Origin of the sequence: Microbacterium sp. RG1, assembly GCF_005347485.1 — a bacterium.
GTDB lineage: Bacteria > Actinomycetota > Actinomycetes > Actinomycetales > Microbacteriaceae > Microbacterium > Microbacterium binotii_A.
In genome coordinates this window covers 2271696-2286127 of record NZ_CP034121.1, presented here as the reverse complement: position 1 = coordinate 2286127, position 14432 = coordinate 2271696, and the positions used below count along the sequence as shown (strand labels likewise).

Annotated in this window: 16 protein-coding genes; 5 read left to right on the top strand and 11 right to left on the bottom strand. The window is 71.3% G+C overall.

Annotated elements, in window-relative coordinates:
* Nucleotides 1-91 precede the first annotated feature (91 nt).
* The gene (locus tag EHF32_RS11080) at nt 92-538 is read left to right on the top strand and encodes an amino-acid N-acetyltransferase (RefSeq protein ID WP_443189874.1); all 447 of its coding nucleotides are present in this window, start codon (nt 92-94) and stop codon (nt 536-538) included.
* A gap of 57 nt (nt 539-595) precedes the next feature.
* Complete coding sequence (locus EHF32_RS11075; protein WP_192900639.1) at nt 596-1267, top strand: hypothetical protein; 672 nt, start codon at nt 596-598, stop codon at nt 1265-1267.
* Here EHF32_RS11075 and EHF32_RS11070 read toward each other — a convergent pair.
* Nucleotides 1264-2118, bottom strand: coding sequence for an alpha/beta hydrolase family esterase (locus tag EHF32_RS11070; RefSeq protein ID WP_137418232.1), 855 nt, complete (start codon nt 2116-2118; stop codon nt 1264-1266). The genes EHF32_RS11075 and EHF32_RS11070 overlap by 4 nt on opposite strands.
* A gap of 85 nt (nt 2119-2203) precedes the next feature.
* On the opposite strand from EHF32_RS11070, the gene EHF32_RS11065 reads away from it, so the two are divergent.
* Nucleotides 2204-2551: a MerR family transcriptional regulator gene (locus EHF32_RS11065; RefSeq protein WP_137418231.1), complete on the top strand. Its 348-nt coding sequence runs from the start codon at nt 2204-2206 to the stop codon at nt 2549-2551.
* A 3-nt stretch (nt 2552-2554) separates the two neighbouring features.
* Here EHF32_RS11065 and EHF32_RS11060 read toward each other — a convergent pair whose 3' ends face one another.
* Together EHF32_RS11060 and EHF32_RS11055 are read right to left on the bottom strand one after the other, a co-directional pair.
* On the bottom strand, nt 2555-2743 hold the full coding sequence (locus EHF32_RS11060) for a hypothetical protein (RefSeq protein ID WP_137418230.1): 189 nt from the start codon (nt 2741-2743) through the stop codon (nt 2555-2557).
* A gap of 4 nt (nt 2744-2747) precedes the next feature.
* Nucleotides 2748-3194: a GNAT family N-acetyltransferase gene (locus tag EHF32_RS11055; protein ID WP_137418229.1), complete on the bottom strand. Its 447-nt coding sequence runs from the start codon at nt 3192-3194 to the stop codon at nt 2748-2750.
* A gap of 39 nt (nt 3195-3233) precedes the next feature.
* Between EHF32_RS11055 and EHF32_RS11050 the strand changes: the two genes are divergently transcribed.
* Both EHF32_RS11050 and EHF32_RS11045 read left to right on the top strand, forming a co-directional pair.
* Nucleotides 3234-3713, top strand: coding sequence for a GNAT family N-acetyltransferase (locus EHF32_RS11050; protein WP_137418228.1), 480 nt, complete (start codon nt 3234-3236; stop codon nt 3711-3713).
* A 24-nt stretch (nt 3714-3737) separates the two neighbouring features.
* A complete protein-coding gene (locus tag EHF32_RS11045) occupies nt 3738-4151 on the top strand; it encodes a dehydrogenase (RefSeq protein WP_137418227.1) in 414 nt (137 codons plus the stop codon).
* Nucleotides 4152-4384: 233 nt separating this feature from the next.
* Here EHF32_RS11045 and radA read toward each other — a convergent pair whose 3' ends face one another.
* The 8 genes from radA to EHF32_RS11005 all read right to left on the bottom strand — a co-directional run bounded on the left by radA (nt 4385) and on the right by EHF32_RS11005 (nt 14391).
* On the bottom strand, nt 4385-5734 hold the full coding sequence (radA, locus tag EHF32_RS11040; protein ID WP_137418226.1) for a DNA repair protein RadA: 1350 nt from the start codon (nt 5732-5734) through the stop codon (nt 4385-4387).
* 46 nt (nt 5735-5780) lie between these two features.
* Nucleotides 5781-6653 (bottom strand): hypothetical protein, encoded by an 873-nt coding sequence (locus EHF32_RS11035; RefSeq protein ID WP_137418225.1) that lies wholly within the window; start codon nt 6651-6653, stop codon nt 5781-5783.
* A 183-nt stretch (nt 6654-6836) separates the two neighbouring features.
* Nucleotides 6837-7949 carry an acyl-CoA dehydrogenase family protein gene (locus EHF32_RS11030; RefSeq protein ID WP_137418224.1) on the bottom strand — a complete coding sequence of 371 codons (1113 nt, stop codon included), beginning with the start codon at nt 7947-7949 and terminating at the stop codon, nt 6837-6839.
* A 17-nt stretch (nt 7950-7966) separates the two neighbouring features.
* Complete coding sequence (locus EHF32_RS11025) at nt 7967-8881, bottom strand: ABC transporter permease (protein ID WP_137418223.1); 915 nt, start codon at nt 8879-8881, stop codon at nt 7967-7969.
* Nucleotides 8878-10050, bottom strand: coding sequence for an ABC transporter permease (locus EHF32_RS11020; RefSeq protein ID WP_137418222.1), 1173 nt, complete (start codon nt 10048-10050; stop codon nt 8878-8880). The genes EHF32_RS11025 and EHF32_RS11020 overlap by 4 nt, the downstream gene beginning before the upstream one ends.
* Nucleotides 10047-11855: an adenine deaminase C-terminal domain-containing protein gene (locus tag EHF32_RS11015; protein WP_137418221.1), complete on the bottom strand. Its 1809-nt coding sequence runs from the start codon at nt 11853-11855 to the stop codon at nt 10047-10049. Before EHF32_RS11015 ends, EHF32_RS11020 begins: the two co-directional genes overlap by 4 nt.
* Nucleotides 11852-13381 (bottom strand): ABC transporter ATP-binding protein, encoded by a 1530-nt coding sequence (locus EHF32_RS11010; protein ID WP_137418220.1) that lies wholly within the window; start codon nt 13379-13381, stop codon nt 11852-11854. The genes EHF32_RS11015 and EHF32_RS11010 overlap by 4 nt, the downstream gene beginning before the upstream one ends.
* Nucleotides 13381-14391 (bottom strand): BMP family lipoprotein, encoded by a 1011-nt coding sequence (locus EHF32_RS11005; protein WP_137418219.1) that lies wholly within the window; start codon nt 14389-14391, stop codon nt 13381-13383. Before EHF32_RS11005 ends, EHF32_RS11010 begins: the two co-directional genes overlap by 1 nt.
* Between the last annotated feature and the right edge of the window lie 41 nt (nt 14392-14432).

The window sequence follows — 14432 nt, the reverse complement described above, 5'->3', positions numbered from 1 at the left end:
TCGTACGTGCCGCATCCCGGCGTAGGGTTGCACCGTGAGCGAGTTCACCGTGCGGCCGGCGCGGACGGCAGATGTACGTGCGATCCACCGGATGCTGGAGCCGTACGTGCAGCGCCGCATCCTGCTCGGCAAGGACATCGTCGTGCTCTACGAGGCGGTGCAGCAGTTCCTGGTCGCGGAGGACGCGAACGGCGTGCTCATCGGATGCGGCGCCCTCCACGTCATGTGGGACGACCTGGGCGAGATCCGCACGCTGATCGTGGACGACGCGTGGCTGCACCGCGGCGTCGGGCGGGCGCTCGTCGAAGGTCTCGAGGAGCAGGCGCGCACGTTGGGGCTGTCGCGGCTGTTCTGCCTCACGTTCGAGGTCGACTTCTTCACCCGACGTGGCTTCGCGCCGATCGGAGAGCACGTCGTCGACCCGGACGTCTACTCGCAGCTGGCGCGCAGCCCCGACGAGGGCATCGCCGAGTTCCTCGACCTCGCGCACGTCAAGCCCAACACCCTCGGCAACACGAGGATGCTCAAGGAGCTCTGAGGTTCGCGCGCGGAGAGCCGCGGGGGCGCGGCGCCGGGTGCGACGTAGCCTGGATGCGTGAGCACTCCCACCCCGCGTCGTCGCCCGTCGAAGGCCGTGTACCGCCGTCGCCGCCTCGTCGCGCTGATCGGCCTGCTGGCCGTCATCGGCCTGGTGTGGCTGTTCATCGCACAGCCGTGGAACTCCGTCGCCGCGCCTACCCCGGCCGCATCCACCCCTGTCGCGACGCCGGACCCCTCGACCCCGGCGGCAACCGATGCCCCCGCGACCGACGCGTCCGGGACCGACACGCCCGCGGACGAGGCGACGGATGCCGGCATCCCCACCTGCACCAAGGACGACGTGCGCGTGGAGGCGCTGACGAACCAGTCGACCTATGCGGCGGACGAGAACCCGCAGCTCTCGATCCGGCTCACGAACACCTCGGCCACGGACTGCACGATCAACGTCGGCACGACGAGTCAGACCTTCACGGTCACGTCCGGCGAGGACACGTGGTGGCGCTCGACCGACTGCCAGAGCGAGCCGAGCGACATGGTCGTGACCCTCACCGCGGGTCAGACCGTGACCAGCGCGACGCCCATCACGTGGGACCGCACGCGCTCCGCCGTCGACACCTGCCAGAACGCGAACCGGCCCAAGGCGCCGGGCGGTGGTGCGTCGTATCACCTTGCCGTGTCGATCGGCGGTATCCCCTCCGCGCAGTCGGCGCAGTTCCTGCTGAACTAGCCGCTCAGGCCGAAAGCTTCGGCGGCGAAGTCGGCGATCGAGATGCTCGTGGCCGTGCGGCCGATCAGGCGCGGGCCGGGCTTCGGACCGGGAACCGTGTGGCCGCCGCCGTGCACGGTGACCAACGTGACCGGCGGGTGGCCCGCCTCCCGCCAGTCGGCGCGCTCGATGCGCGTGCCGTCGGGGTGGGATGCCGCATCCGCTCGCGTGATCGAGGGCGATGCGATGCCGTTGCGGCGCGCGAAGTATGCGGCGGTCTCGGGTGCGGAGAGCGACGAGCCGCCGACGCGGAAGAGGATCTGCGCCCAGCGCGGCATCCGCCCGCCCGCATAGGGGACCACCGGGTCTGCGGTGCCGTGCACGAGCAGAACCGGAACCGGATGCGGCGCGGGAGCGACTTGGGGCAGGAGGAAGCTGGCGGGCTCGGGCAGCGTCGCGGCGACGATGGCGCCGCCGGCGAGCGGGGGCGCATCCTCGTGGAGCAGGCGCATGACCATCTGGCCGCCGTTGGAGTATCCGATCGCGTACACACGGGTTTCGTCGATGTCGTGCGTCTTGCCGAGCCGAGCGATCACGGCACGCGTGAAGGCGACATCGTCGATTCCGGCGAGCCGTGCGGGGAACCGGCTCTCGCGACGCGCGTCGTTCCAGTTGCCGCGGTAGCCGTCGAGGTAGACGACCACGGCGCCTTTCTGGACAAGCGCGTCATACGCGCCGCCGGTGAACGCGCGATGGATCTCGCCCGTCTGCCGCGATCCGTGGAAGACCAGGACGAGCGCCTGTCCCGCGCCCCGTTCCCCGACGACGGTGAAGGTCCGTATCCGCCCGTCGACCTCGATCTGCTCCGTCATGTGCTCCGCCTCTCCGACCCGATCGTGGTTCGCTCGCGACGATATGCTTTGACATCGTGTCAAGGTCAAATCGAGGGGCAGGCGCATGATCATCGGCGAGCTGAGCGACCGGAGCGGCGTCAGCGCGCGCTCGATCCGGCACTACGAGAAGCTGGGCCTCATCAGTCCGCAGCGCGGCGACAACGGCTACCGTCACTACTCCGACCGGGCGGTGCCGATGGTCGCCACGATCCACGCCATGTTCGAACTCGGGTTCACACGCGATGACGTTCGAGCCGTCCTTCCCTGCGCCACGGGAGAGAAGTCGCACGGTGACGCGGAACTGCTCGCACGGGTGGCCGAGATGCGGGAGCGGGTGGCGGGCCGCATCCGCACGCTCAGCGAGACAGAGGAGGCGTTGGCCGGCTTCCTCGCCGCCAACCGGGGGCGCTGAGACTCAGGGCCTCATGCCGCGCTTGCCGGCCGTGAAGGCCACCACGAGCCCCCATCCGCTGAGGGCGCCCGCGATCCAGGTGATGTAGTGCAGCCACGACGGTGCACCGTTGAGGTCCCAGATCACGAAGAGGGTCGCCAGGACGAGGCCGATGACAGCGGCGACGATGCCGATGATGCGATCGCGGTTCATGCGGTCACGGTAGCGGCGCGGCCGGCTCCCGTCGCAGGAATGCGTCGACGTCGTCTTCGTGGTAAAGCACGAAGCCGTGTCGCTCGTACAGTCGCCGCGCGGGAGAGCCCTGCAGCACGTTGAGCCGCAGCGGTGCGTCGCCGGTGTGCTCGTCCAGCACGAGGGCGAGCACCTGTGATCCGATCCCCCGGACCTGGTGGGCCGTGGCGAGATAGAAGTGCTCGACCCAGACCCCGTCGGATGCGGGACGCACGGCGATGCTGCCCGCATCCGCACCATCCACGACGATCACGCGGGTGAAGGCGGGGTCGAACGCCGTCAGGAAGCGCTGGCGCACGTAGACCGGGTCGTACCGATCGAGCCGTTCAAGATCGGGTCGCATGACCTCCGCGCGGAGCTCTGCGATCCACGCCGCGTCGTCGGGGGTGCTCGGACGCAGGCTCCAGCTCATCCGTCCATTCTCCCGCGCCGGCGGGTGTGGAATGGAGGGATGAGTCCTGCTGCGGTCCGCATCGCCGCCGTCGGCGATGCCGCGGCGGTGTCCGAACTCCTGCGCGCGTACCACGAGCACACCGAAGCCGAGAAGGTCGCGCACGGTCTGCAGGAGTTCGGGCCGCTCGCTCCCGCCTATGCTGCCGAAGTCGACGCCGCGGCCTTCCCCGGCGCGGACGTGCTGCTCGCCGAGCGCGATAGCCAGATCATCGGGATGGTGGTTCTGCGCGTGGACGGAGCGGATGCGGAGATCAAGCGACTGTGGGTCATCCCCGCGGCGCGTGGGGCCGGAGCGGGCGGGGCGCTCCTCGCCGAGGCCGCGCGACGCGCGACCGCGGCGGGGGCCGCATCCCTCCGGCTCTCGGTCTGGGACTGGCGGCACGGAGCGATCGGACTGTACCGGAGCCGCGGCTTCGTCGAGGTTGCGTCATGGGAGGTGCGGGAGCGTCTCGTGTGCCTGCGGATGCCGCTTCGCTGACGACGCGGCGGATACGCTGGGGGGATGGCCGGCAAGCAGAAGCGCGGGAAGAAGCAGCAGCCTCCGCTGGAGTTCCGCAACACCGCGCTGACCGATGCGCTGCAGACGCAGGACATGGCGGCGGTGGCGTTCGCACTCCGGCACGGCCCCACGGTCGTCCCGCTCATGCGCACCGGCGAGAGCGACAACCCGCTGGATGCCGGCGAGGTGTGGACGTATCGCGACCCCAACACCGGGCAGGTGGCGCTGCTGCTGTTCAGCGACGCCGCGCACAAGCCCGAGACGTTGCCGCCCACGGTCGGGCTGCAGGGCCCGGACTGGCTCCGCAGCTTCCTCAGCGCGCACCGCGAGGAGATCACGACCGTGTTCTTCGACATCGCGGGCCCGCATCCGCTGCAGGCCACTCCCGCCGACCTGCTCGCCGCCCTCGAGGTCTGAGCCGTCGGAGCCTTCGCGCGTCCCGGGGCGCGGCAGGGGCTCCTGACCCCACGAGCGCCACACCGCCCCGCGGCCCTGGCGAGCGCCACGGGCTCGCGACCCCCGATAGCGCCACACTTCTGCGCAGATGAGCCAGCAATTCTCTGTAGCGGATGCGGAAAAGTGTGGCACTTGCGCAACTGCGACGCAGTTCGGGAAGAAGGAAACGTGTGCCGGCGGACGGGCGCGCGCGATCAGCGGTGGGAGGCGGCGGGGGTGGGGATGTGCACCCGGCCGAGGGCGGAGAGCAGATCCTTCGCGCCGGAGTCGATGACCGTCGTGTAGCCGAGGCGACCGGCCTCGGTGCGGCGCTGGGCGAGCTGCGCCACCGGACGCACCTCGCCGGTGAGGCTCAGCTCGCCGATCGCGGCGACCTGATGCCCCACGGGGCGATCGGTCGCGGCACTCGCGATGGCGAGGGCGATCGCGAGGTCGGTGGCGGGCTCGGTGATCTTCAGACCCCCGACGGTCGACACGTAGATGTCGCGCTCGCCGACCCGCAGCCCGGTGCGGCGCTCCAGGACGGCGAGGATCATCGCCACTCGTGACGATTCGACGCCGTTCACGACACGGCGCGGGTTGGGCCCGGATGCGGCCACGACGAGCGCCTGGATCTCGACCGGCAGCGCGCGGCGCCCCTCGAGGGCGACCGTGACGCACGTGCCGCTGACGGGGGCGCCCTTGCTGAGGAAGAGGCCGGAGGGGTCGGGGACCTCGCTGATGCCGTCTCCGGTCATCTCGAAGCAGCCGACCTCGTCGGTGGGGCCGAAGCGGTTCTTGAGCGCGCGGACGAAGCGCAACGAGGTCTGCCGATCACCCTCGAAGTGGCAGACCACGTCGACGAGGTGCTCGAGCAGACGGGGGCCGGCGATCGAGCCGTCTTTCGTCACGTGCCCGACGATGAGCACCGGCAGCGCGCGCTCCTTCGCGACGCGGATGAGGGTCGCCGCGACCTCGCGCACCTGGCTGGGATGTCCGGCGAGACCCTCGCTGAGCGAGGAGGATACCGTCTGCACGCTGTCGACGATGAGCAGCGACGGCTGGACGTCGTCGATGTGGCCGATGAGGGTGGCGAGGTCGGTCTCGCTCGCGAGGTACAGCTCGTCGTGCAGTGCGCCCGTGCGCTCGGCGCGCAGGCGCACCTGCGCGGTCGATTCCTCCGCGCTCACGTAGAGCACGCGATGCCCGTCGCGAGCCGCGCGGGCGGCGACCTCGAGCAGCAGGGTCGACTTGCCGACGCCGGGCTCTCCGGAGAGGAGGATCGCCGCGCCCGGCACGATGCCGCCGCCCAGCACCCGGTCGAACTCGGCCACGCCGCTCGCGCGCCGCGGCGACTCCGCGGTCGTGAGCTCGGTGATCGGTCGGGCCGCGCGCGCGGCGGTGGGGCTCACGGGCGTGAGCGAGCGCATCACACCCGTCGGCTGCGCCGCTTCGACGACGGTTCCCCACTGCTGGCATTCGCCGCAGCGGCCCGCCCACTTCGCCGTCGTCCACCCGCATTCGGTGCAGCGGAAGGGCGCGGGAGCGGGACGACGGGTGGCCATGCTCTCAGGCTACGCGGCGCCTGAGACATCCCCGGGGCGGGCCGGGTCAGTCGGCTGCGGAGACGGAGACGAAGTCGCCGGGCTTGGTGCCGCCGGTCGGGGAGAAGAGGATGCGCTGGACGTTGCCCGCATCCGCCGGGTCGAAGAGCAGGGGGCGCCGTGACCCGGTGGTGGGGAACTGCTTCGTCGGCACGGCGACGATGGACGTCACCCAGCGGCTCGTGCCCTCGGCGTCCTCGAAGCGCAGCGTGACCTGGGCCATCATCCGCGACGAGCTCGGCTCGGGAAGAGGGGCCTCGGTGATCTCCGCCTCGACCTGCGCACCGTTCTGGAGAAGCTGCGTCGCGAGCTCATTGTTGAGGCGCCGGCGCTTCTGGGCGCCCAGCCGGCCGAGCAGCGTGAGCAGGGTAAGAAGCGCGAAGATGCCCGGCAGCCACCACTGGGCCGCGTACATGATCCACGCGCCCGCATCCCAGTTCTCGTTCTGCCCGAACGTGGGGTCGATCGCGATGCCCACCGCGTCCGGCGCGGTCCACAGCGTGGTGGCGTACCAGGAGCCGAGGGTGAGACCGGCCAGCACGATGGGCAGAGGTCCGAGGAACGCGTAGCCGTCGGTGCGTCCGGAGTAGCGGTGGTTCCAGGTGCTGTAGCCGCCGACCATGATGATCGTGGCGACGATGCCGATCGGCAGGGACCAGCTGCGCAGCCAGATCGGGATGGCGGTGTCCCACGTGCTGAAGACGCTGTTGATGCTCATCACGCGGAACTGGTCGACGAACCCGCCGATGCCGAAGCCGATGACCGCCGTCGTCGCGAGCGATGCGACCCCGAACATGATCGTCGCGATCAGAGCGGTCGGGCTTCCCTGGTACTTCGCGTTGCGGCGGGCTTCCTTCTCGCGGGGATCGATGAGGCTCATCATTCCAGCGTATCCACCGGCCGGCCGAGGACGAGACGGCGGAACGCGGAGCATAAGGATGCGTGGCGGCGGCCGCCGGGAACGTCGAGGAGGGGGGTCCTCGGCGTGCCTCGGGCGGAACATCGCCGCCACGCACCCCGACCCGGGCACCGCGTCGCAGAGCGAAGGCGGCACCCGGGGGTCTCACCCGCTCAGCACCCAGCCTCCGACGAGTTCGGAGCTGAACGGAACGGAGTAGGCCATGAGCGCGCCCGCCTGCGCGTCACGGAAGATTCGTTGGATGGGGGAGGAGACGAGGAACCCGCCGCCCCCGCCGATACGGACCGCGAGCGCTCCCGTGCGCTTGGCGACCTCGTTGGCCAGCATCTTCGTCTCGGTCGCCGCGGGCATCGCCTCGGGGGATCGCTGGTCGGCGAGCCACGCCGTGCGCTCGGCCATGAGCGTCGCCGCCGTGAGCTCCGCCCACGCCATGCCGGTCTCCTGGCGGACCCAGGTGGCCTCGGCGAGGCTCGTGCCGCCGCGCACCTTGCCCGCGGTCTGGGCGATCGCGTCGATCGCGGATGCGGCGATGCCGAGCGAGAGGAACGCGAAGCCGACCGTGATGAGGTTCGCGTAATCGGGGGCCGGTGGTCCGGTCAGCCGGGAGCGCAGCAGGGGTGTGCCGTCGAAGATGATCGTGCGGCTGCGGGTCGCCCGCATCCCCATGGTCTCCTCGATCGCCGGGAACGAGACGGTGTCGTCGATCGTGACGCCGAAGAAGGCGGGTGCGCCGTCGATCCGGGCGTTGAGGAAGAGGTGATCGGCCGCTTCGGAGCCGGAGACGAACAGCTTGCGGCCGGTCAGCGACCAGTTCTCGCCGACCGCATCCGCATCCTGCTGGGATGCGAGGAAGTGATTGCCGCCGGCCGGCTCGCTCAGGGCGTTCGCGAACCGCTTGCCCGCCCTCAGCTCCGCCGCGAAGAAGGCGGCCTGCTCGTCGGACGACAGCGTCACGAGCGCGTGCGCCGCTCCGAGGTGCATGAGCCATACGGTGGCCACAGCCGGGTGGGCCGCGGCGAGCGTCTGCACGACGGCGCCGAGCGTGGCGTACGACAGCGCCTCGCCGCCGTGCTCGCGCGGCAGGAACGCGACGTCCAGCCCCGAGGCCGCGAGGGCCCGCAGGTGCTCGATGGGCAGGCGCGCATCGGCGTCGTCGGCGGCCACGGTCGCGGCGAAGCCGGCGGCGAGCTCGCGGGCGGTGTCGACCCAGTGCTGCTCGTCGGCGGGAGGGGCGACGGGGGACGGGCGGGTGAGCATGGACGGGTCCTTTCGGGTCAGGACAGACGGAGGCGGGACAGCTGGCGGCGCAGCTGGGCACGGGAGGTGAGAACGAGCACGACGAGGGTCACAAGGTACGGCAGCGCCGTGTAGAGCTCGCTGGGAAGCTGGATGCTGGTCGACTGCGACAGCAACGAGAAGCTCTGCAGGAAGCCGAACAGCAGGGCGCCCAGCGCGATGCCGATCGGGTTCATCCGGCCCATGATCACGATCGCGAGCACGATGTAGCCACGGCCCGCCGTCATGTTGGGTGTGAACGAGCCGATCGCCCCGACGGCGATCACGGCGCCGGCGAGGCCGGCTGTCGCACCGCCGATGAGCAGCGCCCGTGCTCCGACGCTGCGCGGGCGCACGCCGCGCAGGGCCGCGGATGCGGGATCCGAGCCCGTGGCGCGCACCTGCAGGCCGAAGCGGGTGAAGCGCATGACCAGCCAGGCGGCGGCCAGCAGCACGAGCGTCGCGTACACGAGCGGGCTCTGTCCGAACAGGGCAGGTCCGATGAGCGGGATGTCGGTGAGCAGACCGAGGTCGATCGGGGCGATCGTCGGAACGCTCACGTTCGTCCGGCCGGCGGGGATCCAGAGCTGGAACAGGTAGGTCGACAGTCCGAGGCCCAGCATGGTGATCGCGAGGCCGACGACGATCTCGTTCGCCTTGAGCGTGTAGACCAGCAGGTTCATGAGAAGCGCCAGCGCGATGCCGACGACGGCGCCGGCGACGAGACCGAGCCAGGGGCCGAACGAGCTGCCGACATAGATGGCGGTGAAGGCGCCGAGGATCATCATGCCCTCGATGCCGAGGTTGAGTCGTCCCGCGCGTTCGACGAAGCCCTCGCCGATCCCCGCGATCACGAGGGGGGCGGCCAGCGCGATGGCGCCGGCGAGGATCGACGCCCAGAGTGCGATGGTCATCGGGTTCCCTCCTCTGCGGCGATCTCGGCCTCGACGACCGGTTCACCGGATGCGGCCGCCGCATCCGTGATCTCCTCCGTGGAGAACGCGCCGTCATCCGGCGCCGGAGCCGGCCCCGGATGCGCGGGGGCGACGAGCCCCGGCCGTGACGCCGCGATCACCGCGACGCCCAGCAACAGGACGCCCTTGATGACCTCCGCGATGGACGACGGGATCGTTCCGGTCGCCGACTGCATCCCGACCGCGCCCACCGTGAGGGCGGAGAAGAAGACGGCCGCGACGGCGATGCCGGCGGGAAGCAGGCCGCCGAGCAGGGCCACGGCGAGACCCGAGAAGCCGACGCCGCCCGAGACCGAGCCCAGCAGACGCTCGTTGACGCCCGCGATCTGCAGCCATCCGACGACGCCGGCGCCGGCGCCGGAGACGAGCATGGTGCCGTAGAGCGTCCGCTGCCGCGTCGCGCCCAGGCGCAGTGCGAGCGCGGGGCGCTCGGCGAAGACGGCGACGCGGGTCGCCTGCCGCGAGCGGCGCCACCACTCGAACAGCACCACGGCAACGACGACGAGCAGGATGCCGACGTGCGCGCGGGTGCCCGGGATGAGAGCGGGAAGGGCCGCCGCGTCAGGCAGCCGCTCGCTCTGCGGCGTCGCCGTAGCCTCGCCGCTGGCGAGCCAGGTGCGCAGCGTCCAGCCGAGGAAGCCGGTGGCGACGTAGTTGAGGAGCAGGGTCGACAGGATGACGTTGACCCGCCAGCGCACGGCGAGCCAGGCCGGCACCAGCGCGAAGGCGGCTCCGCCGACGGCGCCGGCGACGAATCCGACCAGCGCGTAGACGGCGGCGGGTGCCGCATCCGACGTCATGTCACGCACCCAGAGGATGGCGGCGGTCGCGAAGATCGCGCCCATCGTGACCTGGCCCTCGGCGCCGACCGAGAACACGCCCGCCCGGAGCGCGGGGATCAGCGTCAGTGCGACGATCGCCACGGGAGCCGCCCCCACGAGCAGCTCACCCACGCGGTACGGCGAGCTGGAGACCCCCTCCACCAGCCCGCGCAGACCCGTGAGCGGGTCGGCGCCGGCGAAGAGGATGAGTGCGACCGCCACCAGCACGACCGCGGCGACCACGCCGCCGGTCAGGGCGACGGACCGCATCCGGGAGGAACGGATCACGCGTGCTCCTCGGGGTCGTGTCCGCAGGCGTCGACGGGGCCGGGCACGAGCACGTCGACGAACTGCTGCGTCGCGGCGTCGATGAGGCCGAGTTCGGTCAGGCCGAGGTCGGGGACCACGTAGAGCCCCACGAACGACAGGATGATGTACGGCGAGGCGATCGTGCAGCCCAGCTCGTGGGTCGCCGCGTGCCCGGCCGCGAGGGCAGCGGCGGTCTCCTCGAACGGGGCGTCGCTCATCATGCCGCCCACCGGCAGTGCGACACGGGCGAGGACCTCGCCGTCGGCGACCGTCACGAACCCGCCGCCCATACGGCCGAGTTCCTCGACCGCGAGACGCATGTCGTCGTCATCCGCGCCGAGCACCGCGATGTTCATGTTCGGGCAGTTCATCGAGATGGCGATCGCGCCGCGGCCGAGGCCGAAGCCCTTGACGAACCCGTGTCCCGCCAGTGCCTCGCCATGGTGGCGGTCGACGACCGCGATCTTGAGCACGTCCTGCGAGGGGTCGGACACGACCTGGCCGTTCACGACCGGAAGGGATGCGGTGAACTCCCGCTTGAAGTAACCGTTGTACATCTCCATCGCGCGCACGCGCACCCGCGTGGTGCCCTCGGGGGCGGCGACGACCAGCAGGTCGGCCGGCAGCTCCTCCGGCAGGTGCACGGTGTCGCGCGCCCAGTCGGGCAGCTCGTCGGTGTTCTCGAAGAGGGCCACGCCGTCCCTGGCGACGAGGCGCCCTGCGACGATCACGGCCTCCGGCCGCACCTCGGCGAGGTCGCGGATGACCTGGAGGTCCGCGAGGCGGGAGGGGGCGAGCAGGCCCAGCACCTGGTCGAGCCGGTAGTAGTGCGCGGGCTGTGCGGTGGCCATGCGGTACGCGAGCTGCGGGTCGACACCGAAACGGATCGCCTGGCGCACGTGGTGGTCGATGTGGCCTTGGGTGTGCAGGTCGAGCGCGTGCTTGTCGTCGGCGCAGAAGCTCAGGTGGCGAAGCGCCGGCTCGATCGCCTCGAGATCGGCGAACAGGGGGACCGTGTTGTCGGCCAGCGACGATCCCATCACGGTGATCATCGCGCCGAGGCGCGTGCGCTCCAGTACCTCGTCGACGGTCGAGGCGTTGTGGTCGTCGCTGATGCCCGCCGCCAGGTAGCCCCAGAGCGACTCGTGCGTCTGCGCCGCCGTGTGGCCGGTGAGACGGCGACCCGCGACGAGCGCCTCGCGGAAACGACCGGTGGAGAGCTCGCCGTAGTCGAACGGGTTGGACTCCCCGAGGGTCGCGGTGTTGTCGTCGTGGAGGCGGGCGCGCACGACCTCCTCCTCGATGACCGCACCGCCGCGCTCCAGCGCGAAAGAGGTGGGGGTGGTCGGCGAGACCTGCTGGAACACGTGCAGCGGCGTCGTCGTGGACAACGCCAGGTCCATTCCTCGCGCGCCCCAGACGTTCGCCGCGCCGTTCGGGTCGGTGAGCACGGTCGTCGTGCCGCGGGCGACCGAGAGGCGGGCGAGCTCGCCCGGCGTGAGGTTCGTGTACTCCACATGCAGGTGGGTGTCGATGAAGCCCGGCACGACGTGGCATCCGCGCGCGTCGATCTCGGCGTCCGCCGTCGGGACGTGGTCCCACGGCGTCAGCGTCGCGATGTGCCGCCCCGCGATGAGGACGTCGCGCTCGAGCCACTCCTCGGTGCCCGGGGACTGCACGAGCCCGCCGCGCACGATCAGATCGGGGGCGGTGTGCCCCGCCGCGACGGCGCGCAGGTGCACGAGCTCCTCGGTCGTCGGCAGCAGGTCGGTGAAGTCGGTCATGAGGTCTCCTCTGCGGGGTCGAGTCCTGCCATCGCCGCGCCGATACGGGCGGTGGTCGCTCTCGCCGCGGGCAGGTCGGCGACGATACGCCCATCGAAGACGACGACGATGCGGTCGGCCAGACCGCGGATCTCGTCGAGGTCGTGCGAGGCGACGGCGACGGCCGCCCCCGCCTCTGCGGCCTGGATGAGGCGGTCGCGGATGGCCTGGGCCGCCCGAAGATCCAGCCCCTGGGTCGGCCCGTACACGAGCACGACGCGCGGTGCGCCGCCGGGCCAGCTGTGACCGAGCTCGCGGGTGGCCAGCAGCTTCTGCTGGTTGCCGCCGGACAGACCTCCCGCCGCCAGGGTCGGGACGGCGGGGCGCACATCGAACGCGGTGAGGCGCTCGCCGGTCGAAGCACGCGCCGCGCCGCGGGTACGGCGGTCGGTGCGCGCGCCGCTGGCGGCCCCGTAGAGCCCCAGCGTGTCGCCGAGGGAGAGCGTGGGAACGAGCGCGTCGCTGCGCTCCTCGGGGATCCACGCCACGCCGCCGCGGAGCAGCTCGACGGCGGAGGGCGCCGTGCGTCCCTGGAAGACGAGGGATCCGGATGCGGGTGCCCGCAGCCCCGCCAGCACGTCGATGAGCGTGTTCTGGCCGCTGCCGGCGACGCCCGCGATGCCGACGATCTCGCCGGCGCGGAGTTCGAGGGACACATCCGTCAGGGCCGCATCCGTGTCGGACGAGGCGTGGACGCCCTGCACGGCGAGCACCGTCTCGCCAGGGATGCGGGGCGCGCGCACGGCGGGTTCTTCGAGGTCGCCGACCATGAGCCGTGCGACTTCGGCGGCGGAGAGGCCGCGCGCGGGGCCGTGGTGCACACGGCGTCCGTGCGACAGGACGGTCACCTCGTCGGCGACCGCACGCACCTCCTCGAGGCGGTGCGTGATGAGCACGATCGCCGTACCCAGGCCGCACAGCGTGCGCAGGTGTTCGAACAGGCCGCCCACTTCGCGGGGGCCGAGGCTTGCGGTGGGTTCGTCCAGGATGAGGGTCGTCGCGCCCTCGGCGAGGGCGACGACGATCTCGCCGAGCTGGCGGTGCGCCTGGCTCAGCCGTGCGGTGGGAACGTCGAGGTCGACGCTCACGCCGGCGCGCTCGAGGGTGTCGGCCAGTGCCGCGCGTGCGGCGCCACGGCGGGCGATGCGCGTCGAACCCACGAGCAGCAGGTTCTCCACCAGGCTCAGCTCGCCCACCAGGCTCAGCTGCTGCGGGACCATGTTGACGCCGCGCCCCTTGCCGGCCGCGCGGTCGCGGGGCGCATAGGACGCTCCGTCGAGCGTCATCGTGCCCGCATCCGCGGACTCGATGCCGGCGAGGATCTTGGCCAGCGTCGACTTGCCCGCGCCGTTCTCGCCGACGAGGGCGTGCACCGTGCCGGCGCGCACCGCGAAATCGACGGCGTCCAGGGCGTGGACGGCGCCGAAGCTCTTGGAGACCGACCGGGCGACGAGCGCCCGGTCGGTCTCAGGGGTGCGGGTGGTCATCAGGAGATGGTGACACTTCCGTCTTTGAGGCCCGCGATGAGCTCTTCGACCTTCGAGGCGACGTCGGCAGGCACGGCGCCGTCGACGCTGTTGATGTCCTGGTAGACCAGTCCGCCGTTCTCGAGCGTCGAGGTGACGCCCTTGCCGCCGAACTTCTTGTCCGCGACCTCTTCGACCCACGCCTTGACGATCGGGTACATGTCGAGATCGACCGTGGACACGTTGGTCTTGAGCGCCTCGGCGCCGGCGGCGGGCGAGACGCCCACGGAGAGGACGCCCGCCTTGGAGGCCGCGGCACCGACTCCGGCGGCGATGCCGTCGCCGGTCGTGTAGACGAGCTTCGCGCCCTGGCCGATGAGGCCCGTGGTCGCGGATGCGGCGGCTTCGGCATCGTCGAAGCTCCCGGCGTAGACGACGGGAAGCAGCTGGGCCGACGGGTTGGCCGCGAGCGCGCCCTGCTGGAAGAAAGAGTCCGTCGCCTTCACGAAGTCCAGCTCCAGGCTCTCCACGCGTCCGATCGGCGATGCCTGCGTGAGGCCCGCGATGTAGCCGGAGAGGTAGCCCACCTCGGGCGTGCTGTAGGTCCACGTCTCGACGTTGTCGGTGTACTTGTCGAGGATGTCCGCGCCGCCCGAGGCGGTGAAGTACGTGTCGGGGAAGTCCTTGGCGACGGAGAAGATCGCGTCGCCGAGCTCGATACCGTGTCCGATGACCAGGTCGAATCCCTGGCTGGCGAAGTCGGCGACGACGGGCTCGCTGGTGGCGGGGTCGGCCATCTGCTCACGCAGCTCGTAGGTGATGAGTCCCTCGTCCTGGAGTTTGGCGAGGGCGTCGGCCAGCGCCTGGTTGAAGGCGCCGTCGTTCGCGTTGCCGGGGGTGAGGGCACCGACGCGGATCACGTGATCGGATGCGGCGGAGGACGACGTGGCGTCGGCCGTGCCGGAGCAACCGGCGAGTGCGAGCGCGGCCGTCGCGGCGATGGCCGCGGCGAGGAGGGGGCGAAGACGCATTGCGGTGTCCTTTCGGGTGGGTGTGGCGGGTTCGGGTGGTG